The 23,422-nt window shown below is 68.0% G+C and carries 15 protein-coding genes; 8 read left to right on the top strand and 7 right to left on the bottom strand.

Annotated features, from left to right (window positions below):
• Positions 1-66 precede the first annotated feature (66 nt).
• Entirely contained in the window at positions 67-501 is a 435-nt protein-coding gene (locus tag ACIG87_RS28765; RefSeq protein WP_396854746.1) for a very short patch repair endonuclease, read from the top strand.
• Here the strand turns inward: ACIG87_RS28765 and ACIG87_RS28760 are convergent.
• From ACIG87_RS28760 to ACIG87_RS28750, 3 genes are read right to left on the bottom strand one after another with little or no spacing between them, the layout of a single operon-like run.
• Positions 488-2,233 carry a hypothetical protein gene (locus ACIG87_RS28760; protein WP_396854745.1) on the bottom strand — a complete coding sequence of 582 codons (1,746 nt, stop codon included), beginning with the start codon at positions 2,231-2,233 and terminating at the stop codon, positions 488-490. The two genes, ACIG87_RS28765 and ACIG87_RS28760, sit on opposite strands and share 14 nt — an antisense overlap.
• Positions 2,234-2,244: 11 nt before the next feature.
• A complete protein-coding gene (locus ACIG87_RS28755) occupies positions 2,245-5,310 on the bottom strand; it encodes a helicase-related protein (RefSeq protein ID WP_396854744.1) in 3,066 nt (1,021 codons plus the stop codon).
• Positions 5,307-6,914 (bottom strand): RNA polymerase sigma factor RpoD/SigA, encoded by a 1,608-nt coding sequence (locus tag ACIG87_RS28750; protein WP_396854743.1) that lies wholly within the window; start codon positions 6,912-6,914, stop codon positions 5,307-5,309. The genes ACIG87_RS28755 and ACIG87_RS28750 overlap by 4 nt, the downstream gene beginning before the upstream one ends.
• 290 nt (positions 6,915-7,204) lie before the next feature.
• On the opposite strand from ACIG87_RS28750, the gene ACIG87_RS28745 reads away from it, so the two are divergent.
• Entirely contained in the window at positions 7,205-8,347 is a 1,143-nt protein-coding gene (locus ACIG87_RS28745) for a DNA cytosine methyltransferase (protein ID WP_396854742.1), read from the top strand.
• Between the two features lie 384 nt (positions 8,348-8,731).
• Here the strand turns inward: ACIG87_RS28745 and ACIG87_RS28740 are convergent, their stop codons facing one another.
• The 4 genes from ACIG87_RS28740 to ACIG87_RS28725 form a co-directional block, all read right to left on the bottom strand.
• A complete protein-coding gene (locus ACIG87_RS28740; RefSeq protein WP_396854741.1) occupies positions 8,732-10,240 on the bottom strand; it encodes a PIN-like domain-containing protein in 1,509 nt (502 codons plus the stop codon).
• 181 nt (positions 10,241-10,421) lie between these two features.
• Complete coding sequence (locus ACIG87_RS28735) at positions 10,422-10,883, bottom strand: DUF6361 family protein (protein WP_396854740.1); 462 nt, start codon at positions 10,881-10,883, stop codon at positions 10,422-10,424.
• Positions 10,880-11,650, bottom strand: a complete 771-nt coding sequence (locus ACIG87_RS28730) for a DUF429 domain-containing protein (RefSeq protein WP_396854739.1) — start codon at positions 11,648-11,650, stop codon at positions 10,880-10,882. The genes ACIG87_RS28735 and ACIG87_RS28730 overlap by 4 nt, the downstream gene beginning before the upstream one ends.
• A gap of 634 nt (positions 11,651-12,284) precedes the next feature.
• Positions 12,285-12,668, bottom strand: coding sequence for a winged helix-turn-helix transcriptional regulator (locus tag ACIG87_RS28725; protein WP_396854757.1), 384 nt, complete (start codon positions 12,666-12,668; stop codon positions 12,285-12,287).
• A gap of 47 nt (positions 12,669-12,715) precedes the next feature.
• Between ACIG87_RS28725 and ACIG87_RS28720 the strand changes: the two genes are divergently transcribed.
• The 6 genes from ACIG87_RS28720 (at position 12,716) to ACIG87_RS28695 (ending at position 23,195) form a co-directional block, all read left to right on the top strand.
• On the top strand, positions 12,716-13,606 hold the full coding sequence (locus ACIG87_RS28720) for a pirin family protein (RefSeq protein ID WP_396854738.1): 891 nt from the start codon (positions 12,716-12,718) through the stop codon (positions 13,604-13,606).
• Between the two features lie 18 nt (positions 13,607-13,624).
• Complete coding sequence (locus ACIG87_RS28715; RefSeq protein ID WP_396854737.1) at positions 13,625-14,563, top strand: NmrA family NAD(P)-binding protein; 939 nt, start codon at positions 13,625-13,627, stop codon at positions 14,561-14,563.
• A 418-nt stretch (positions 14,564-14,981) separates the two neighbouring features.
• Entirely contained in the window at positions 14,982-16,586 is a 1,605-nt protein-coding gene (locus ACIG87_RS28710; protein ID WP_396854736.1) for a glycoside hydrolase family 44 protein, read from the top strand.
• 31 nt (positions 16,587-16,617) lie between these two features.
• A complete protein-coding gene (locus ACIG87_RS28705) occupies positions 16,618-16,746 on the top strand; it encodes a hypothetical protein (RefSeq protein ID WP_396854735.1) in 129 nt (42 codons plus the stop codon).
• Between the two features lie 178 nt (positions 16,747-16,924).
• A complete protein-coding gene (locus ACIG87_RS28700) occupies positions 16,925-20,380 on the top strand; it encodes an AAA domain-containing protein (protein WP_396854734.1) in 3,456 nt (1,151 codons plus the stop codon).
• A 367-nt stretch (positions 20,381-20,747) separates the two neighbouring features.
• On the top strand, positions 20,748-23,195 hold the full coding sequence (locus ACIG87_RS28695) for a UvrD-helicase domain-containing protein (protein ID WP_396854733.1): 2,448 nt from the start codon (positions 20,748-20,750) through the stop codon (positions 23,193-23,195).
• Positions 23,196-23,422: the final 227 nt, after the last annotated feature.

Raw genomic sequence — 23,422 nt, 5'->3', positions numbered from 1 at the left:
GGGTCGTTACCCGGCGAAAGCCTAACCGTGCACGATCATTCACGATTCCGCAGAGGGGCCGAGAGTATGGTCCGAAAGTCGACTGTGCCGACACCGCTCGACGCCGCCACGTCGGTCCGCATGCGCCGGCAGCCCCGCACCTCCACCAAGCCCGAACTGGCACTCCGCCGTGAGCTGCACCGGCGAGGGCTGAGGTTCAGGGTCAACCACCCGGACCTGCCCGGGCGGCCCGACGTGGCCTTCAGCCGTGCCAAGATCGCCGTCTTCGTCGACGGTTGCTTCTGGCACCGCTGCCCGCAGCACGGAACCGTCCCCCGCAACAACCGCGAGTGGTGGCAGGCCAAGCTCGACCGCAACGTCGCGCGCGACCGCGCCAAGGACGCCGCTCTCGCCGAGTTGGGGTGGACCGTGCTGCACGTGTGGGAGCACGAAGCCATCGACGCCGCCGCCGACCTGGTCCAGGCCGAGTGGCGACGCCGGGTGACGACTATCGGGCGGTGACCGAGGTACGAAGGAAGCCGCCCTTTCCGAACAGCACGCCACGGTCGAGGAACCGGTTGAAGAACCGGCACGACGGCTCACCGAGGTGGACGCAGGCAGTGCAGGCGCCGCTGCCGATGCTGCAGCCCGGGTCCAGGGGGCACCGGTGCTCGGCGTCGACGAAGGCGGTCAGCAGGGAGTCGAGGTTGGACTCGAAGACCGCCTGCATCCCGCCGAGCACGAAATCACCACGAGCTGCGGCGTACACGACGAAGCCGAGATGCTCGGGCACCAGGTACTCGCTGAGTGCGTCGCGCTCGATGCCCGCGAAGACCGCCGTCTGCCGGATGAACCTGTGCGCGTAGGTGTGGATCAACTTGAGCACGTCGGAGCCGACCGACTCCACGGTGGGATCGTCTCGCTTGGTAGGGACGACCGCCGACTCCAGGATCGCCACGCGCGCCGCGAGGGCGTCGGTCGACTCGGAGGTCCAGCCGGGAAGGCGGTGACCTCGGCCGGACAACCATGTCGCCACGCGTACCGGGTCGAGGCGGATCAGGAAGGCCTCGGTCTCCGCCAGGTTGCCGTAGAGCCGGTAGCCGCTGCGCTTGCGCCGGAACGGCACCAGTCGGCACTTCGAGGGATCGTCCTCGCCACGGGTGTAGCCGTACATGGCGTTGAGTACCGGGAACTTGTCGACCAGGTCGAGGCCGTCGATGCCGGCCCGCTGTAGCGCGGGCGGGTAGTCCTCCCGGTAGCGCCTTTCGAGCGGATCGTCGGAGTCGGGTGCGTGGAGGGCCGTCGTCGGCATCCGACTTTCCGCCAGGGCCATCGCGATGTCGACGGCGGCCCGCTCGGCCACGTCGCGACGTTGCGGCGACAACCGGTCGACAGGGTGGTCGCCGGCCTTGGCCAACTGGCCCCCCGCCTCGGCCAGGTTCGCCATCTGCTCCGCGATGTCCGGAGCCATGCCACTGGAGATCAACTGTCCGACGAGTTCCTCGCGGGTCTGCTTCGCGGTCACGTCGGCGGGTCGAACTGCGGTCAGGCCATCGACCACCCAGACGAGAGCCTTGCGGGGGCCGCCCGCGAGCTTCAGGTTCTCGCGGTGCTCCGGGCGCGGCGGGTTGATCAGCACCATGCCGCGGGGCACGTAGACCATCCGGGCCTTGTGCACGTTCCACCGCACGGTGCCGTCACCGCACGCGCACTTGCGCCCGTAGCCGAGCCCCTGCATGGTCTCCGTTCGGCAGGTCGGGCAGACGAAGCGGATGTCCGTCGCCTTGGCGCTCTTCGGGATGACCACCTGTACGTCGTCGTGTTGAGGGCAACGTCTGATCCAGGGCTCCGTGACGGCTCCGCACTCGTGCACGCCGACGAAGTGCAACTGCCCCCACGCTCGTTTGCCGCACCTGCAGCGGGCTTCCTCGGACTTCCCGATGCGCTTGCAGGCCCGACACAACCAGACTCGCGGGTACCGCTCCACCGTGACGCCACGGCGCTCGTCGAGTTCGACCACCTCCACCGGCACCTTGCGCAGCAAGTCGGCGGCCATGCCGCTGTCCTTGTCGTGGGCGCTCCAGGCACCGATCTCGCTCAGTAGGCTCCAGCGAACCCGCTCGGAGTCGACCTCGATCGGACTCGGCGCCGACCACTCGTCGACCCGGTAGATGTCACCGCGCAAGTCGACCGTCTGAGCCGGCAGGAAGGTCCGCAGGATCTGGCTGCCACTGCGGGATCCCAGGATCGTCATCTCGTCCGCCTTCAGTCGTGGATCGGGGCCTGGGCTTCGACGTCGCGCAGGCTCGTCATCGGAGACGGGCTGCCGATCTGGCCGATGAACCTGGCCTTGCTGGCAGGGTCCTCAAGGTCGGCGAACCACTCCTGAACCCATTCGACGATCTGCTGCTGGTGCAGGGAATCCTCCGGCCCGTCGAACCCGAGGACCGCTGCCACCGACGCCGCTTCGTCGGCCGGAGTGAGCCCGGCGTCGCGAGCGTACTGTCGGAGCTTCACCGGAGTGCTCAGCCGCTGCTTGCTGGCCGGCTCCACGAGCATCAGGATCCGCGCCGCCACCACACCGGGCATCGTGAGGGCCAGCACCCGCCTGCTGCGACGGGTGATCGGAATGGCGTCGACGAACCGGTCGCCCTGGCTCACGTACTTGTCGAAGTGTCGGAACGTCTGGGCGTCACGCTCACGACCGATCTTGTGGAGGACGTACACCAGACCGGGGTACCGGCGACCGACGCGGGCCGTGGTCTGGATGAACTCGGCCGTGGTCAGCGGAAGACCCAGCATGACCATCGTGTTGAGCCGGTCGACGTCGACACCGTGGGACAGCATCGAGCTGGCGGCGATCACGTGGATGCGGTCCTCGAACGCGTCCTCCGGCTTCTCCAACCGCTCGAGGATGTTGCGGACCTCGTCGAAGTCGGTCTGACCGGTCAGCTGTTCGACGTTGATGCCGTCGACGGTGTTGTTGCTGCCGAGGCTCCGGCCGGCGGCCTCCACGTCGTAGAGAGTCGAGCCGTAGACGACGTCGGTGCCGTAGATGCTCAGCAGCTTCTCCGCGTGCCCCGGATCGATCCCGGCTTCCGCACACACGGTCTTCGGGTCGTTCAGCAGCTCCCGGACGCATCGCTGCAGGGCGTCCAAGGTCCGGTCGCTGACGTGCTCCAGCGTGACGCCACGCGGTGCCACGGCGACGAAGCGCCGTAGTTTGGCGGTGACTGGCGCGGTCCAGAAGGACTCGCCTGCTCGGGGCCCCGGCTGCGGGAAGACTCGCCCCTTGCGCCGATACAGGATCCTGACCTGATGGTCGTACCCGGTCAGGGTCGCACTACTGGCGACGATCTTGGCGCGGGTGCCGCACAGCTTGTCCTGCAGATGGTCCAACAGGCTCTCGTAGTGCGAGTCGACCGCGCCCAGGCTGTCGCGTAGCAGGTGCAGCTCGTCCTGCAGGCGAAGCGACGGACCGAACCGCTCCGCGGCCATTGGCAGCGCCTTGAGGGTGCCTTGGCAGTCGGGAACGAGGCAGCCGTTGGGGGACTTCGACCGGGTCGAGTAGGTGAACCCGTGCCACTCCTCGGAGCAGAGCTTCTGCGGCGGACCGATGAGCCCTCGCATGGCCTGCTGCAGGCCGATCGACGCCGCCTTGTCGAGGGTGCCGACGACCACCGTCGGCAGGAAACGGAACACCTCCTGGTCGACGACGTAGACCGGTAGCGGACCCCGCTGCCAGGGGCACGCCTGGTTGGTGCAGTGGTGCTCCAGCTTCCATCGCTTCCGGTCGAACTTCATGCTCAGGCGTTCGTCCCGGCAGAACGGGCAGTGCAGCAGCACCCGGTACTTCTCCGGCATTCCCGGGCTGTCCGGTCCGATCTCGTCGTTCTCCGGCTTGGGAACGATCTTGTTCGGGGTGCCGGCCTGACCGACGAGGAAGCCGAGACTGAACGGCGCGGTCCGGCGCAGGTCCTCCTGATCTTGACGGACCAGTTCCGCGCCGGCGAGCGCATCGGCGAAACGCTGGGTCTGCTGCAGGCTCAGCAGGCGTAGCGGGAAGCGCGACCACGCGGTCACACCCGTACGCTTCCCGGTCAACCGGTCGAAGAACGCCGTGGTCAGCAGCAGACCCAGATACGTCTCGGTCTTGCCACCGCCGGTGGCGAACCACACGGTGTCGACGTGATCGGCCTCCTCAGCCGGCTCGGCGAGGAACCGGATGGCGGAGAGCAGGAATCCCACCTGGAACGCGCGCCACGTACGGTAACCACGCCCCTTGGCGCTCAGCCCGATCGCCTCGTTCATGAGCTGGAACGAGCGTCGGATCTCCGGGCGCGTCCGGACCAACTCCAGGCCGGCACGCAGCCGAGCGAGCTCGTCGAACACGTCGGCAGCCGACCGGTCCGCTTCGGCGCGCATCGCATCCGTCCAGCCATCGGCCAGGTGGCGTTCGTCCAAGGCGACCGTGGACCAGTGCGTTTGGTCGTACTCGTCGAGTGCGTCCACCAGGTCGGTGAGGACCGGGATCGGATCGGCGGCGAGGCGAGCGAAGGAAAGATCGGGCTGGGGACGAGGGCTGTTCCAGTACTCCGGCCGGAAGGTCTGCACACCGACGGTGTCGGTGGTACGGAACACCCCGGGAGCCACCACCTCGACGCCCACGTTGATGCCGTATGCCGGCACCCGCCGGTCGTAGCGGAAGCTGTCCGGCAGGGCCTCCAGCTCGAACGGCACCGTGCCGAGCCCCGCCACCTCCAACTGCGTCTCGTAGAGATGGGAATCGGTCAGCCCCGGGGCCTTCTGCGGGCTGGTGTTCACCAGCTGCACCACCAGTTCGGGACTGCGGTGCCAGTCCTCTACCTCGACGCGCACCTCTGCGCACAATCCGGGTGCACCGACCGCTGCGAAAGCACCCTCCAACTGCTTGGCACCGAAGGTCCCCCCGGCGGCGTCGACGACGAGCGGGACCTTCTCCTCGGCCAGACCGCTCCTCCACCACCGGCGCTCGGGATCGGGACCGTCCTTCGGATCCTTCACCCACGCCCGAGCCCGTACCGTCACCGTCGCCGACCACGGTGCCGGCCCCTCCGGACGGAACCGGACGCCGATCGCGCAGGGGTCCAGGCGCTCCGACCGGTCGTCGCCCGCACCCTTGCGAACCTCGTCCTCGCAGGCCAATCGGCCGAGCCAGAACGTTCCGGAGGGCGCTACCTCCAACCGTTCCAGACCGTCACCCCGGCCGGCCGCCACCACCCGACCATCCAACCAAGTGACGAATCGGTCGCACGCCTCCGCCAGCGGCTGGCCCTTGCCGTAGCTCGTCACGTCTTCTCCTCGTCACCACTCCGGGAAACCGCGGCCAGGGGTGCCTCGGTCACGTACGCGCGCAGCGCCGCCGCGGCCGCGTGCTCCCGAAGCGTCTTCAACGCCTTCGCCTGAATCTGTCGGATCCGCTCGCGGGTGACACCGTAGTCGGCCCCGATCTCGTCGAGGGTTTCCTGCTCGTCGGTGCCGAGGCCGAACCGCCGTCTGAGCACGCACACGGCTCGCTCCGGCAGCGCCTGCCGCAGGGTGCGCTCGACATCCGCATGGAACATCGCATGGCAGACGATCTCCGCCGGGTCCGTGCGGCCGTCACGCTCCTGCTCGGCAACGAGGAGGTCCGACCGTCGCAGGTCGCCCTCGTCACCGAGTAGATCGTCGAGACTGACCTCTGGACGTGAGTGGTCCAACGTCGCCTGCACCTTGCCGGGATCCAGTCCCGTCTCGTCGGCGAGTTCCGACAGCGTGGGTGCCCGATCGAGTCGCGCCGTGAGTTTGCGGACGGCCTTGTCGACCTTCCGCATCTGCTCCATGAAATGGACGGGTATGCGGACCGTGCGGCCGTGGTTGGCGATGCCGCGTTCGATGTGCTGCCTTATCCACCAGGTCGCATAGGTCGAGAACTTGTATCCCTTGGAGCCGTCGAAGAGGTGGGCCGCGTGCATCAGTCCCAGGTTGCCCTCCTGGATCCGGTCGGCGAACTCGACACCCCTGCCGTCGTACTGCTTGGCTTTCGCGATCGACACCACGAGCCGTAGATTCGCACACACCAGCTCGGCGTGCGCTTCACGGCCTTCCTCGATCCGGTGACGCAAGGCTCGCCGCTCCGCGCGTGACAGTTCGCCCCACCCGCCTTCGAGTGTGCGTCGTGCCGACTCGCCCTGCTTCATCAGCGACCACAGTTCCACCTCACGCTCGGCACCGATCAGCCGGTACCGGCCGATGGTCCCCAAATACTGGCGGACCGTGTCCCCGTGCAGCTCGTAGCCCTTCACGGCGGATCTCGCCGGACGCGTGTCGGCAGCAGCGGGTAACTCGACGCCGGCCTCCTCCAGCAGACGCAGCAGTTCGCCGTGTTGTCCTGCGGACAGTGCCCGTCGTGTCGCGATCAAGGCGACCTCGGCGCGCGTCAGCTTCCCCCCGGTGCGAAACCAGTCACCGAGTAGATCCTCGAACGCTGCCCCCACCGCACCGTCGGATGCCGACGAGGCAGGCTGCTCGGGAGCATCACCGAACAGCCAGTCCGGGCCGTCGTCAGTCGTCGCCTCGTCCGGTGACTGCCCCGGGGCTGCCCCGCTTGCAGTCGAGAACTCGTGCGGTTCACCTCCAGCCACGTGGCTTCCGGCCAGGTCCGCAGGTGCGGGGTCGGGCGACGTGGAGGGCTGGACCACGGAACCGCTCGACGAAACCGCCTGGTAACCCGACGTTCGCTGCCTGGTCAACAGCGCCAGCAGGTCGTCGACATCTCCGTGGGTCAGGCGATGGCGAGCGACGAAGGCCGTCACCATGGACTGCACCCGGTTCCTGTCGTGGCGATCGACGATCTCTCGCAGCTCGTCGACCAGGGCTGGCGGAAAGCTGGTGGAAGACCGTGTGGCCGTAGCCATGAATCCCTCCCCCTCTACGAGGATCCGAGCGTAGAGCCGGAGTGTGACAAAGCAGGCGAATCGAACATGCGTTTTAGCTGCGGTAGGGGCTCGACCCTCCGATCGTGACGGTGGCGCCTGGCATCGGTCGGGATCAGATGCGAGCATTCCTATCAGTCGACCAGGATTCTGGAGGCATCCCTGTCGTGTAGCTGTCCGTGATCCGACCATCCGCCGCCGAACCGGGGCCGAAGGTACGACCCTCGAAGCCGGTCGGTGCCGGTGCCCGTCGACCCACTACAGTCGCTGGCATGGCCCCGCGTACCGTCAAGATCTCTGCAGTCGACCTGTTCTGCGGCGTGGGGGGCTTGTCGTACGGGCTCAAAACGGCTGGTGTCGGTATCGCTGCAGGTTTCGACATCGATCCGGCCTGCGAGTATCCCTATCAGGTCAATGTCCGCGCCCCCTTCCGCAAAAAGGACGTACGCGACCTGGACGCCGATGAACTCAGCGCGATGTGGCCGAAAGGGGCGATCCGTGTTCTGGCTGGATGTGCACCCTGCCAGCCGTTCTCCTCGTACCGCCGCGGCACCGACACGTCGCAGGAAGCACAGTGGCCATTGATCGACGAAGTCAGTCGTCTGGTCGAGGGTGCCATGCCCGAGATCGTCACCATGGAGAACGTTCCCCGCATCGGCAGCACTCCGATCTTCCAGACATTCGTTGCCAAGCTCGAGGAACTCGGCTACCGGGTGCGGTACGAGTCTTGCTACTGCCCGGCCTACGGAGTCCCCCAGCAGCGACGGCGCATGGTTCTCGTCGCCTCTCTCCTCGGCGAGATCCGCGTACCCAAGGGTGGAGTCGCGGTAGCCGACTACCCTACCGTCGAACAAGCCATCGGTGAGCTTCCACCCCTTCGACATGGTGAGACCGACCCTGCCGATCGTCTCCACAAGAGCCGCAGCCTGACTCCGATCAACCTGGAGAGAATCCAGAGTTCGAAACCAGGCGGCACCTGGGAAGACTGGCAGGAAGAGCTCCGCGCACCCTGTCATCGTAGGTCGTCAGGATCCACCTTCCGCAACGTCTATGCCCGCATGGTGTGGAACGAGCCGTCACCCACCATCACGACACTGTCCTACAACTTCGGAGCCGGTCGCTTCGGCCATCCTGAACAGGACCGGGCCGTCTCGCTGCGCGAAGCCGCGATCCTTCAGAGTTTCCCGCGTGACTACGAGTTCGTCGCTCCCGGAAAGCCGGTGCAGTTCGCTCCTCTTGGGCGGCTCATCGGCAATGCGGTGCCGCCGAAGCTGGCTCAAGCAGTGGGCGAAGCGATCGTCCAGCATGTAGAAGCCGTCGAAGCGTCGATCCGACCAGCACGACGGGGTGCCAAATCTCGGCCCTTCTCGGCCACCGTGCCTAGTTCCGTTCCGCTGTCCACAGCCGTCGCATGAACTGTTCAACGTAGCGCTGGCGAAGGTGAACCGGCAGGTCGTATGGTGCCCGACCGGCCTGCGGAAGACCGGTGCACCTGGTGCGACGAAAGTCGTTCGAGCCAGCCACAATCGACCAGTGTCGCACCCCGGCTTCGGGCGTCATGTCGCGTGCCTGCCCCATCCGGCCAGTCCACGAATGCGCGGAGTAGCAGTGGGAATGCCCGGTCTACCAAAGGTGGCCGGTGTTGACAGATTCGTAGGGGCCGCTAGCCCTTGTGAACGCCGGCTGAACTTCGCGGAGTCACGGGCGGCGACAGCAACTATCGCCGCCCGCGTCGTTCGGACTTGCAAGGCCGTCGCAGGCGTTCCGTCGCGGCGGTCGGCCGTCTCAGGTCGATTGGCCTAGGAGCGCCGGACGAACTCGACCGTTTCAGTCTCGATCCGTACACCGCGAGCCTTGAATCCCGCCGATACCACCGCTTTGCCCAGTGAGTTTTGCGGGGAGTACCAGTAGGGGAGGTGCTTGCGGGCAGAGGGTGCGAGCGTGTCGCCGAGGATGTCTTCAATCTCACCGAAGGTCATCGATGTCGACTCGGTATCCAGCGCCGCCAGATAGTCAGCGAGGGGTTGGTACTTGCCGGCCGCTTCTGTATCCAGCCCTGGGCTGGGCGGTGTTGAGTTCGGATCGAGGATGTCCACGACCTCCGACGGGATTCGGATGGCACTCAAGGCACCTGCGTCGATGTAAACCGGCTTCATCATCGGTGTGACGGAGGGCGGCAGGATCCTCGCGGCCTGCAGGTCGCCGGTGATCCGGGTGGTTGGGCGGGTGATTCCGCGCAGCATGCGATCCTCGCGGTAGCCGCAGAGGGTATAGATGTCTTCGCGACTGATGGTGCCGCCTGCGGACGCGGCGGCAGTGATCACGTCGGCCAGGTCGCTTCGTCCTTCGCCGCGTAGCTTCTGAAGCAGCATGTCCACCGCTTCAGCCGTCCACTTGCCAAGCTCATGAATGTCTGCACGGTTGACGTCGGCGTCTCTGGCGGACTCGGGATTGACCTCGACATCGAGAGCCTGGGATCGGTTCAGCAGGTCACTGGCCCGCATCAGGAACAGGCGGTGCCCCGTGCTGTCGAAGAACTCTTTCGTCATCTCCTGTCGCGGGCCGATCATGTCTGGTCCACGGCGCCACCACCAGTCCTCCTTCTCGTCGTTCGTGACGATGATGAGGTCCATGTCCCGCGCTTTCGCCTCGTGGCATGCCTGTCGGTAGACGAGGAAGTCGCCGGCAGCGCCCTCCGGATACTGGTCGCCCTTTTCTGCGTCTAGATAGCCTGGAGGAATGAGTTCGTCGACGCGCTGATTGCCCTCGGCGATCAGCGCGTCCCAGACCTTTTCCTCGGGGCGTGGGAGGACCCTGCCGGACAAGAGCTCGGAGAGTCTGCTCAGTACCGGGTCCGCGTCGGCCGGTGTGGAGGGGTGAACGCGGTCGGGCGTGGCTCGGTCGATCGCGTCTCGCAGGCGTTGGAACACGCCGTCGATGTCAAGATGCAAACGTTGCAGTTCGGCGTCGTCGATGGCCAGGTGCTTCGACCAGGTCTCGAGAGCCCGCGCTGCCGTTGCCCGGCTCTTCTCCAAGGCGGCGCGCGCTTCGCCCGTTGCCTGTTCAGGATTGCCGATGGCCCGGAGACGATTGCGGTGGAACTCGCGCATTGCCTGGTACGGCACGACGAGACGGTCACCGAGCTTCTCGAAGATCGTCAACAGGTCCGCCGTCGTGCGAGCGTTGTAGCGGTAGAGGTTGAGAAGTACGTTTGCGTCTACCGCGACTAGCGCGGTGGTCAACGCCTGGCGCGACTCGGCCTCGCTTACCACGCGATAGCCTTCGAACCCGTCGAACAGCCCCACCATCTATGACCTCCCCAAGACGGACTTCATTGTTGTCGATCCCATGGTGCAGTCCTATGGGCCGAGCGGCCGATTGTCGGTTTCCTGGTCCGCTCTTGTGGGCAGGCGGCTGAAGCGCTGCGCGTTCCGAGCCAGGGAACGCAATGCCTGGCACTGTGCTGGCGCACCTGCTCGATCCCGCCCTTCATCCTGGGGCGGATGGTGATGCGCGTGGGACAGACCCGGTGGCGCTGGCCGAGGCGGAGCCGATCTGTCGATGATCCGCTTGCGCAGTAACGGCGTAGATGTTCGAGGGCAGGGTGCGGACCCCGACCCCGGCGCGCCTGCCGATCATGCCCTCCGTGTCTTCTCCGCGCAGCAGCGAGGCGATCACCTTGCGCTCGTTGCGGTCGACCCGCGCGGCGAGGCGGTCACCACGTGGCCCACGCTTCTGCGTCTCCTGGTAACACCAGGGCACGACCAACAGGTACCGTGCCCGGTTCTGCAGGACCGACGTGCCGGGAAACAGCAGGTCGCTGAACGCGTCGCGGACCTGACCGACGCCCAGCTCGTCCCGGCTCTCCGTGTCGCTGAAGAGCTTGAGCAACTCGCGCATGCGTTGCTGATCCTCGCGAGACGTGTCCAGCCAACTCAGCCCCGAGGTCATGAGCGCCTCCCGCCGGTTCCGGTGCCGTCTGCAAGGTCGTTGAGCGGCCCCGTGGGCAGGGCGATCCAGCCCTCGGCCCCTGCGACCTGCCGCTGTTCGTCGTCGGGCCGGATCGTCCTGCCTATCGCGGCGGCCCGCGCGTTGAGGGCCGCGACGACCGCGTCGAAGGCGTCGTGGCTGCGGCGACACAGCGGCTCGGAAGCGCCCAGCTCGAGCCAGGGTGCGGCCGCGCAGAGCGCGGTCACGAGGTCGGCATGCTGCGTCTTCTGACCCCGTCCCTTGTAACCGCGGTACGTCAGCCCCCAGCGGCGCAGGGCCGCGGCCGGGTACACCTCGACGATTCTGCCGTCGCCGCAACGGTCGACGTCCTGGCCGGCGGCGGCCAGCATCGCCAACAGCCCGGCACCCCGGAAGGCGGCATGAGCGATGCGGTCCGCGGCGACGCTGAGCGGAATGAGGCCGGTCGTCTCGCGTACCACCTCGTCGGTCAACCGGTAGGCCAGACGACGCCGCCACCGTGCGGCATCGCCGTCGGCGACGGTGACGTGGCCGGACCGGTGGGCTGTGACGAGCGCGACGAAGGGTTCCGGCCAGCCGAGTGGGCAGTCCAGCCCGACCTTGTCCGCGTCCTGGCTGGCCTTGACAATCTGGGCGTCACCGACGTCGAGGGCCACCTCTTGCACCACTGCGCGGTCCGACAGCCATTCGATGGTTGCCATCGCCGTACGTTTGTCCGCCGCTGCGAGGTCGACGCCGAGGGTCAGCACCGCAACACTCTAGGTGCCGCCCTTGCGTCGAGACATGGCTCGACCGACCGTCGTTGTAGGACGTTCAGGTACGCGTGACCCCCCGGATCGGTGAGTGAGAGTGGGCCCAGTCCGTGTGAGTGATTCTGCGCGAGCATGGCCAGGGACTACCGTGATCCGTGGACAGCTGGTTGTCATGATCCATGCGGTGTCTCCGTGGGTGCTCGGGCGCGATGGGACGGGGCCAGCGCGCGATGGACTGGGTCGGACGCCGTCCCGTGAAGCTGGGGCCCGACCGTGAACAGATGGACTCACGCGACCCCGTTGGACCAGACGACTCGATCAAGATCAACCTCTTAATCCGCGGGTTCGGGGTTCGAGTCCCTGGCGGCGCACCACCAAAAAGGCTCTGACCTGGGGTTTCACCCTGGGTCGGAGCCTTTTGGTGTCTCTGTTGGTGGTTCGGTGTCTCGGTGGGTGCTCGGGAGCTGTTGGACCGTTGCGCGCCCGCGTGGACCGGGGCACACGTCGGTGCACCTGGCGCTCCGGCAGCGGGGATCTTCGATTGCTGGTTTCAGGCTGGTGCCGGGGGTTCGTGGGCAACGACTGCTGCCTCGGGGATGCGGTCGTCGAGTAGTAGTTCGAGGGTAGAACCTCACCCGTCGCTGCTCGGGAGATTCCGTTCGCTCCAGTCCGACAGGGGTTGGAGGGCGGCGATCAGCTCTCTGGCGTCGGCGGTGAGGGCGTACGTGATCTGGACCGGGGTGCTGGGAACGACGGTGCGCGTGATGAGCCCGCGTTCCTGGAGCTGTTTGAGCCGCAGAGTCAGTTGCGGATCGGAGATGCCCGGGACGAGAGCCCGGTACTCCTTGAATCGGCGTGCCCCGCGGGCCCCGGCGAGCAGGATCGGCCCGGTCCAACGGACGCCGATGATGGCGATGGCGCGCAGGATGCGGTGGCAGCTGTCCTCGTCGACGGTCGTACTGGATAGCGAAGTCACTTCTTCAAAGTAAGCAACTTTGGTGCTCTTTGCCAACACCGCCGCCAAGCGGGACGCTTCCTCCGACCGACGAGAGGCAAGGCATCATGACCGCACTTTCCGCACCGGTGGCCCGGCGGGTGAATCGGGTCGTCGACCAGGTGGACCTGGGCCCGACGCCCATGTCAGCGCGCAGCACCCTGGCCATCGCCCCCGGCAACGACGCCTGGACCGACCCGTTCCTGCTGATGGGAGAGGAACTGGTCAACCAGCCGGGGTTCGACTGGCATCCGCACCGCGGACTGGAGACCGTGACCCTGGTCCTGGACGGTGCCCTCGAACACGGCGACTCCCTGGGCAACGCCGGAGTGCTCGGGCCGGGCGACGTGCAGTGGATGACCGCGGGCCGGGGCGTCATCCACCGCGAGGTCGCCGCCCGCGCCGAACACGCTCGCGTGATCCAACTCTGGCTCAACCTGCCGTCGCACCTGAAGTTCGTCCCCACCGGGTACCAGGACCTACGGGCCGGCCGGCAGGCCGTGCACACCGAGCCGGGCGTGCTCGTCCAGGTGATCTCGGGCGGAACCGGGGCCGCACGTGGTCCGGCGGTCAACCGGTGGCCCATCCTCGGCGCGGTGATCACCCTCGACCCGCGAACCGAGTACCGGCAGGTCATCGACGGCGCCGAGCGCGCCTTCGCGTACGTGATCGCGGGGCGGCTGACCGTCGGAGGCCGCACCGTGGGCGCCGGACAGACCGCCTGGTCCGATCCGGTGTCCGGTCAGGGAGACCCGACCACACTGACGCTGGCCACCGGCGACGGGGACGAGCGGACCACCGTGTTGCTGTTCGCGGGCCGGCCGATCGGTGAGTCCGTCGTGGCCAGCGGCCCGTTCGTCATGAACACCCGGGCCGAGATCGAACAGGCCTACCGCGACTTCCACTCCGGAAAGTTCGGCAGCATCCCGCGCCGTACGCGCCTGCCTGCGGGCAGCTGAGAAACCTGAGGAGCAGTAATGACGACAGTCCTGGTAGCAGGTGCGACCGGAAGCCTCGGGAGCCTGATCGTGAAGAACCTGCTGGAACGAGGCGCCGACGTCCGGGCCCTGGTCCGCGGGTCGTCGAAGCACAAACTGCCGACCCATCCCCGCCTGACGCCGTACGTCGGCGACCTGACCGACGGCGCCGCCGCGCTCCAGCCGCTCGTCGACGGCGTGGAGGTCGTGGTCTCCGCGGTACAGGGCGGCCCGGAGATCATCATCGACGGGCAACGGGAACTGCTGCGGGCCGCGGAGCGCGCAGGTGTGCACCGGATGATCCCGTCGGACTTCTCGATCAACCTCTACGGTTACGGGTACGGCGTCAACGTGCTGTCCGACCTGCGCCGCACGTTCGCCGACGAGTTCGCCTCATCGACGGTCGCGCGTACGTCGGTGTCGATCGGCGCGTTCCCGGAGTACTTCCTCGCCGACGTCCACGAGATCCTCGACCCGGTGGCAGGCACCTTCTCGGTGTGGGGCGACGGCACCCGTCCGATCGACATCACCACGATCCCGGACACCGCCGCGTACACGGCCGCGATCGCGCTCGACCCCGGGACCGCCGGCCGCGAGGTGCACGTGGTCGGTCAGCAGCTCTCCATGCTGGAACTTCGCAACGAGGTCGAAGCGGCCTCCGGACGCCGGTGGAACCTGGTGCGCAAGGGCACCCTGCGGGACCTACGCGCGGAGATCGCCCGCCGCCAGTTCACGGCGTCCAGCATGTTCGAGTACCTTGCCCTGCAATACCAGATCGCCATGTTCGACGGATCGGCCTCGCTGCGGGACGTCCGCAACACGGACTACCCGGACGTGCTACCCACCTCGGTCGCCGCCTACCTGGCCGGCTCAGGCGCGGCACACCTCGCGGCGCCGGAGAAGAACTGGCGACAGGACGAGTGGCCCACCGCGGTCTGACCCGCTGACCTCAACTCACCCTGATGCCGGACAGGGGGCGGCGATCTTCTCGGCGTGGGCTGACCGGGCACCGGCGCAGGATCGCCCCCGATCAGATGGTCGCTGTGCTCGCGGACTTCAGCGTCCTCGGGTGGTGCTGACGGGGACGGCTACCGCGGCCGCTCGCTGTGCTGCTGTCTCGGCGTGTCCCTGGTCGGACCCTGCGCAGGCACCTCACGCCTCCGCAGGCCGGTCAGTTCAACGCCGCGCAATTGAACGGTGCCACCACGACGATCACGATTGCATTCTTGGCAATTGACATTACATTGACGATCAGTAATATATATACGAGTTTGGTCCGTCCTGGGCTGATCGGCGGCGGGAGTCTCTGATGGGTGTGCAACGACGGCGAAAGCCACGTCCGACCACGGCGATCGGTGTGGCCGGATCTCTCGTGGTGGGGCTGTTGACCGCACCGGCGGTCGCTGGTCCGGCGGCCGCCGCCGGGCTCACCCTGGCCGTGGACGCGTCCGCCGCCCGGCACGCGATCAGCCCCGACATCTACGGCATGAACGGTGGCGACCCCGCGCTCGTCGCTGAACTCGGCACGCCGGTGGCCCGCTGGGGCGGTAACGCGAGCAGCCGCTACAACTTCAAGAACCACACCTACAACACGGGCAGCGACTGGTACTTCGAGAACATCGTGGCCGGCCCCGACAACACGGTCGAGGCGTTCGTCCAGCGAAACCGGGACCAGGGGACCAAACAGGTGGTCGCCGTGCCGTTGATCGGCTGGGTGGCGAAGGATTCGCCCTCGTCGCACCCGTTCGCCTGCGGCTTCCCGGCCACCCGTTTTCCGGAGCAGGACTCGTTCGACCAGTGGGATCCCAACTGTGGCAACGGCCGGCACGCCGACGCGAACCTGACCGGAGCGGTCCCCACGGACACCTCGATCCCGGCCGGCGCGTCGTTCGCGGGCGAGATGGTGTCCCATCTCGTCAAGCAGTTCGGTCCGGCGGCACGCGGCGGGGTGTCGATCTACGAACTCGACAATGAGCCGGTCCTGTGGAACTCCACCCACCGCGACGTGCATCCCGAGCCGGTGAGCTACGACGAACTGGGCGGCAAGGGTACGGCGACCGCCGCGGCCATCAAGGCCGCCGACCCCCGTGCGGCGGTCCTCGGCCCGTCCGGCTGGGGCTACTGCGAATGGGTGGCCTCCGGCGTGGACGGCTGCGCGCCAGGTGCGGACGCGGCGGCGCACGGCGGGCTCAACCTGTCCCAGTGGTACCTGAAGAACATGAAGGACTTCAGCGACGCCCATGGCGGGAAGCGCTTTCTCGACTACTTCGACCAGCACTACTACCCGCAGATCAGCGGGGGTAAGGACCCGGATGCCAACGCGCTGCGACTGCGGTCCACCCGGTCGTTGTGGGATCCGACGTACGTGGACGAGTCGTGGATCGGTCCCGGCGGGGTGAATGCGCCGCCGTTGCAGTTCATCCGCCAGATGAAGGCGTGGGTCGCGCAGTACTACCCCGGTACGAAGGTCGCCATCACCGAATACAACTGGGGCGCGCTGGACGACATCAACGGCGCGCTCGCGCAGGCTGACGTGCTCGGCATCTTCGGGCGCGAGGGTCTGGACCTGGCCACCATCTGGGGCGAACCGCGACCGACCGACCCCGGTGCGTACGCGTTCCGGATGTACCGGAACTACGACGGAGCCAGGAGCAGGTTCGGGGACGTGAGCGTGTCGGCGGTCAGCAGCGACCAGGGGAAGCTCGCGGTCTACGCCGCACAACGCTCGTCCGACAAGGCGCTCACCGTCATGGTGGTCAACAAGACGGGCCAAGATCTGACGTCACGGATGGCACTCGCCGGATTCCACGGCAGGGACAAGGCGCAGCGGTTCACCTATGGTCCGGCCGATCTTACCTCGATCGTCCGGGGTGAGGATCTCCCGGTGACCCGTGGCGGCGTCAGCGCGACGTACCCGGCGAACTCCGTGACGCTGCTCGTCCTGCCGCAGCACCGACACTGAGCGACTGGCCGGGGCGGCCCAGGACGGAGGCGTGGCGGACGCCGTGCTGCCGTCCGGGCCGGCCCTGGGCTTGTCCACGATCAGGTGGATGACGGTGTCGATCACCAGCCGGGGCAGCCTCGAATCGAACCGCCGCGACAACGTCCACCGCTTCGAGTAGCGCCACAAGATTGGCTATTGTCGGCGATTCTGATCGTTTCGGTGAGGGTGCCGGCCGGTGGTCTGCGAACGATAGGATCCTCCGCTCGGGCACGATCTGATCGACGATCGGAGTGGTGTTGGGACGGAGCGCGCAGGCCGCACAGGCAGAGGTTGTCAGGTTCTGGCGGACCGTGGAGATGTTCAGTCCACAAAGCGTCGAGAGGATCAGTCGGGACCGGCAGGTCTTCGCGGTCCATCCGGGACAACCGTTGCCGTGGGAGGCGGGTCATGAGCTTTCGCGACGGAAGCTGCGCCCGAATCAGGCCTGGCGGCACGTCGTATACCTGGGCATCTACCGTCTCGACGCGCTGTTCGAGGTGCTGTCCCGGGTGTTCGAGCCGGACCCGGACAGCTATGACGAACGGCCAGCGGGAGAGAGCGCTGTCGGCGCTTTCGTGGTCGACGAGAAGGGCCATGTGCTGCTCGATTCGGTAGTCCTCTCCAGCTGCGCCTGGGCCACCGGCCAACTGCTGCGGGACAGGCGCGCCAGACCCGACTGGCTGTCCCGCTTCCACACCGCCGGTGATGACATGGACGAGGTGATCCGGGAACTGGTGACAATGGAGATCGGCGGCTCAGAGGACTGCGCGCCGCAGGTGGTCCCGCGGGTGGTGGACCACAATCTACTCTCCGAGTGTCTGGCGCTGGCCGTTCGTGCGGCCGGGGTCGGTGTGGCACTGTCCTGTGCCGACATCCGGGTCAGGAGCCAGATCGTGGCCCGCCGCAATGCGGAGGGCACCGCCGGCCATGAGTTTCTCAACAGCTTCATCATGAACGACCTGGACCGGGTCGCGGAGAGGGTTGCCAAGGGCGCCATCGGCGGCGCGCTGCGCGACTATCTGCGCCCCGAGGCCGACCTCGCCACCGCTGGCCGGGTGGACGTTCGCGACCGGATCGACGCCGTGTTGGCGGCGACGGCACCGCAGGCGGTGCCGGCAGGACGGTGGCCCAGCCATCCCGAGCACGCGCTCGCGCTCAACCAGCAACTGGCAGTCAGCACCGCGCTGGGCATGACCACCGCCGGGATTCTCGGCGTCAACGGCCCGCCGGGCACCGGCAAGACCACGATGCTGCGTGACCTCGTCGCGGCGCTCGTCGTCGAGCGGGCGCGGCGACTGGCCGCGCTGACCGACCCGGGCAAGGCGTTCACTGGTCGGCAGCTGCGCTGGAGCACCGGGCAACGCACACGGGTCATCGACGTGTGGCAGCCCGACCTCACGGGCTTCGAAATGGTTGTCGCCTCGACCAACAACGGTGCCGTGCAGAACGTCACCGACGAGATCCCCGCCGCCGATGCGATCGACGAGTCGTGGCGGGAACGGGCGGCGGCGGTGGACTACTTCCCCGACATCGCCACGGCACTGCTGGCCGGGCAGCCGGACGACGAGCAGCCGCAGGTCGTCGAAGAAGCCTGGGCTCTGGTCGCGGCGCGGCTGGGAAACAAAGCCAACCGGAGCCGATTCGTCAACACGTTCTGGTACCACACCCCCGACGAGCCCACGGAGAAGCCCAGCGAAGGCCACACCTGGTCGGGCCTGCTGGCGGTGCTCAAGGGATACGAGCAGACCAGCCCGGACGTCCCGTGGTCGACGGCGGTGTCACGGTTCCGCGCCACCGCGGCACGGGTCGAGGCCATTCGCACGAAGCGCGCCGGGGTGTACCGCGACGTCGAGCGCGGGGCGCACCCCGACAGTGGCCTTGCCGACCTGCGCCACGCTCTGAAGGCGGCGGAGGACGCGGTCGAGTCGGCACGGCTTCGACACAGGGCGGCGTTGGACACCGAGCGCGAGCGGGCGGCCGAGGCCGACCGGATCGCGCTGGCTCTTCAGGCCGCGGCCGAACGGGATGCCCGCCGTCGCGCGGCGGCTGCCGACCATACCCTCGTGACGGCCGAACGCCGGGTCGAGCACCTGGTCACCGGCCGCAAGGCCACCGCCGAGCGGACCCTGTGGTCGTGGGAAGCGGAGCTGAGTCGGCGGTTGACTGCGCACGCAGCCCATCAGCGGTCGCAGCCCGGCCTGTGGGAGTGGTTGCGCACCCTCGGCGAGGCGGAACGGCGCTGGGCCCACGACGACGGCAGGCTCCTGGCCGAGGTCCGTGCGGCCCAGGGCGCACTGGACGCAGCCCGCGCGGAGCGGGGCGCCGTGCAGGTGGAGATCGACGTCGTACAGCGGGCGGTGGACGCCGCCCGGAGGCAGGCGGACGAGATTCGGCGCATGCTGGCTGCGGGCATACCCACGCCGCAGGTCGACCATGCACCGCTGACGGCGGCCCGGCGGACGGTGGCGCTGGCGGAACATGAGATCTCCACGGCCAACCAGGCCCACCGTGCGGCCGAGAACGCGGTACGGGCGGCCGAGGCCGATCTCTCCGCCCTGGATGCTCGGCTGAGGCGGGCGGCCAGCGCACTCGGTCGCCACTTTCCCGACCCCGAATGGCACGAGGACCGCGAGCGCCGGGAGTTGGCGGCGCTCTGGACCGACAGGGAGTGGAACGAGGCGCGCAGCGAGCTGTTCCTGGCGGCCCTGGCGCTGCACAAGGCGCTTCTGCGACACAACGCCACCCGGCTACGGCGCAACCTGCAGGCTGCGATGGATCTCGTCGGCGGCGACGCGCCCGCCGAGCTGCCCGCCGATGCGGCGTTGGCAGCCTGGCAGAGCCTCTTCTTCGTGGTACCGGTGGTTTCCACGACGTTCGCCTCGTACGACCGGGTGTTCGGTCACCTCGGCAAGGAGGCGCTCGGTTGGCTGCTCATCGACGAGGCTGGTCAGGCGACGCCGCAGAACGCCGTCGGGGCGCTCTGGCGAACCAGGCGTGCAGTGGTCGTCGGCGACCCGCTGCAACTGGAGCCGATCACCACCCTGCCGTTCCGCACCGAACAGGCGATCCGGACCGAACTGGCGGTGGACGAGCAGTGGCTGACCAGCCGTACCTCGGTCCAGCGCCTCGCCGACCGACTCACGCCGCTGGGCACCTGGCTGACCGGCGACGGAGACAGCGACCCGACGTGGGTGGGTGTACCGCTGACCGTGCACCGGCGCTGCGACCAACCGATGTTCGACGTCGTCAACCGGGTCGCCTACGGCGGCCTGATGATCGATGGCACCGGCACCGGGGCAGGTGAACGCTTCCACCTCGTCTACCCGACCCTGCCCCAGTCGAAGTGGATCGACGTCGCGGGCACCGGCGCGCAGGGCCACTGGATCCCCGACCAGGGCCGGCAGCTCGACCGGATCCTCGGCGCGCTCGCCGAACTGGACTTCGACATGTCCGAGGTCATGGTGATCGGCCCGTTCCGGGACGTCGCCCGCGAGGTCAGTCAGCGGGCCCGGCGGTATCCCGGCCTGGTCGCCGGCACCGTGCACACCGCACAGGGCAAACAGGCCGACATCGTCGTGCTGGTCTTGGGCGGTGCGCCGGACCGGGTGGGTGCCCGCCGCTGGGCGTCGAGCAGGCCCAACCTTCTCAACGTCGCGGTGAGCCGGGCCAAGCGCCGGCTCTATGTCATCGGCGACCGGCAGGCATGGTCGACGTTGCGCTACTTCAAGGTCCTGGCGGCCGCGCTACCGCATCAGGATCCGGTGCGACCATAGGCTGCTGACCATCGGCACACGGTCGGCCCCGCCGACGGCCACTGCCCGGTCGAGTCGGACGACCGGGTTGCCGGTCAGGCGGGCGAGTTCGTCGTTCCACTCGACGATCTGCCCCCATTCTGGTCACCTTTCCCACGGGGGTGGAGCCGGCACGGGTTCTCGACTTCGCCGTCGAAATCTTGGCTCTCCGAGTGCCTGGTGACGCTGTGGATCGCGCGGGGTGGCGGTAGCGGAGTGATCACATCGCGCTCGCTTTCGAAGTAGGCTCCACTGGTTCCGCGAGCAGCTTTCGGGCTTGGGCGGATCCGTCCGGCGGTCCACCGGACAACGACGGGGTGCGCATGGGAATCGGTCCTGGAAGGGGCGTATGGACGTCAAGCCGACCGAGGAGCAGCTCGCCGCCCGGGACACGTTCCTCGCGGGCAGGGAACTGGCCCTGGTGGCCGGGGCCGGCACCGGTAAGACCTCCACGCTGGTCCTGATGGCCGGGGTCACCAGGAAGCGCGGCCTCTACGTGGCGTTCAACAAGGCGATCGCCGACGAGGCCAGGCAGCGCTTCGGGGCGAATGTCGACTGCCGTACCGCGCACTCGCTGGCGCACCGCGCCGTCGGGCGGAACTACCAGGAACGCCTGAGCCGGTCGGCCCGGATACCCTCGAAGGAGACCGCGCGGCTGCTGGGCATCCACCAGAATCTGTGGGTCAGCTCCCGTCCGATCACCTGCGCACACCAGGCACGCCTGGTGATGGGCATGATCCGTCGGTTCTGCTACAGCACGGACCGCCAGCTGACGGCCCGGCATCTGGAACGGGTCAACGGGCTGGACCCGACGGCCCAGGACCACGTCGCCCGCATGCTCCTGCCGTACGCGGGCCGGGCCTGGGACGACATCTGCTCACCGACCGGCAGACTGCGCTTCGAACACGACCACTACCTGAAGATGTGGGCGTTGACCGAGCCCACGCTGGCGGCGGACTTCGTTCTGCTCGACGAGGCGCAGGACACCAATCCGGTGCTGGAGGAGGTCTTCCTCGCCCAGAACGCGCAGCGGGTGTGCGTCGGCGACCCGGCCCAGCAGATCTACGCCTGGCGCAACGCCCGGGACGTGATGACCGGCTTCCCGGCGGATCACCTGTACCTGACGAAGTCGTTCCGTTTCGGCCCACGCATCGCCCGGACGGCCAACCGGTGGCTCCGGCACGCCGAGTCGGACCTGCAACTGACCGGGAACAGCGCCACCGACTCCCGCGTCGGCTCGGCGGCGGAGATCGATGCCGTGCTGTGCCGGGGGAACGCCGACGCGATGCAGGAGGTCCTCGGCTTCCTGAAGCGGGGCGTACCGGTCGCGCTCACGGGCGGTGGTGGCGCGCTGCGGAACATCGCGCAGGCCGCCCAGGCGCTGAAGTCCGGTCGGCGTACCACCCATCCGGAGCTGTTCCTGTTCACCTCCTGGGCCGACGTGCAGGAGTACGCCGAGAACGACACCGCCGGCCAGGACCTCAAGGCGATCGTGACGCTGGTCGACACGTACGGGCCGGACGTGATCATCGACGCGGTCGACCGTCTCACCGACGAGCGCACCGCGAAGGTCACCGTGTCCACCGCGCACAAGGCCAAGGGCCGGGAGTGGTCGCGGGTACGGATCGGCGACGGCTTCGCGGCACCGTCGGTCGACGACGACGGGATGCCGCGCCCGCTACGGGCCGGTGAGGCCCGCCTGATCTACGTGGCGGTCACCCGGGCCCGGCACCACCTCGACCCGGCGGGGATCACCTGGATCGACGACTACGAGAAGGCCACCGAGGCGGCCGGCGACGGCACGGTGGCCGGGCGGCCGATGATCGAGCTGAGCCTGACCCGCCAGCTGAGGTACCCGAACTCCCCGATGTCGCAGTTCCTGGCCCAGCACCTACCGAACAGCGCGGGTGTCGTACAGGACTACCTCCGGCGGATCTACGACCTGCCCCGCCCGGTGCAGCCACTCGACGTGAAGTACCCCGACTGGTCGGCGCTCGGCCACGCCATCGACTTCCGGTTCAGGCTCTGCCTGGGTAGTCCGTTCGGCGTGCCGGTCGACATCGGCGTCGACGCCGTCGGCAGCGGCCTGCCCCTCCGGGGCGCACCCGCGCCACCCGTACGGGACGCCCTGCACCGGGCGGGACGCGACATGGTCTCCATGGTGGACAGGTACCTGCACGGCGACGACGACCTCGACGGTGAGATCCTGGACCGCCTGTGCTTCCTGGCCGCCTACTACGAGGACATCTACCGGACCGGTGAGATCCGGCGGTACAGCATGCTGACCGGTGCCACCCCGTCCACCACTCTCGACGATCTCCTGACGGCGGTCCCCGACTACGCCATCGAGGACGTCAACCGGCAGTTGGCGATCGCCGAGGAGTCGTTCGGACCGCTCCTCGAACTGCCTGCCACCGCCCGGGTCTGCGGTCCGACGTTCCTCGGCAGCCAGGACATCGGCGGAGCGGACGCCGACTTCATCCTCGACGGCCTGCTGCTGGACTGCAAGGCGGCCATCCAACCCCGCCGACTGGGCCGCGACGAGATCTACCAGCTCGCCAGCTACCTGCTGCTCGACTACGACGACCGGTACGGCATCGACCGGGTCGGCCTGTATTTGTCCCGGCAGGGTGCCCTCGTCACCTGGAGCGTGCCGGAGTTCCTGCGCCGGCTCGGCGCCACCGGACCGGTCGGCGACCTGCGCCGGCGGCTGCGGGAACACCTCCACCGCCGGCGCGGCGACCGCCGGGCCAGGGGCCCGCAGCCAACAGCGGCGTCAGTTCACTCGCGTCTGTGACAAAGCCCGGGCTCGCTGCTGACTGATGTGTCGCATGCTCGGGAGCCGTTGGCCACGGGGTCGAAGCAGTTGAGGCGACGCAGAACCGGCCACCGGCGCCGTATCCGCACTCGCGCCACCACACGGTACACACTTACCCAGGCCAGCCGGCCGAACTCGCAGCCCTCGGCCTGGTCAGAACACGTGAGCCAACTTCAGAGGAATCACGTGAGCGCCCGCGAACGCCG

The organism is Micromonospora sp. NPDC051925 (assembly GCF_044548625.1).
Lineage (GTDB): Bacteria > Actinomycetota > Actinomycetes > Mycobacteriales > Micromonosporaceae > Micromonospora.
This window is presented reverse-complemented; position numbering and strand designations above follow the sequence as displayed.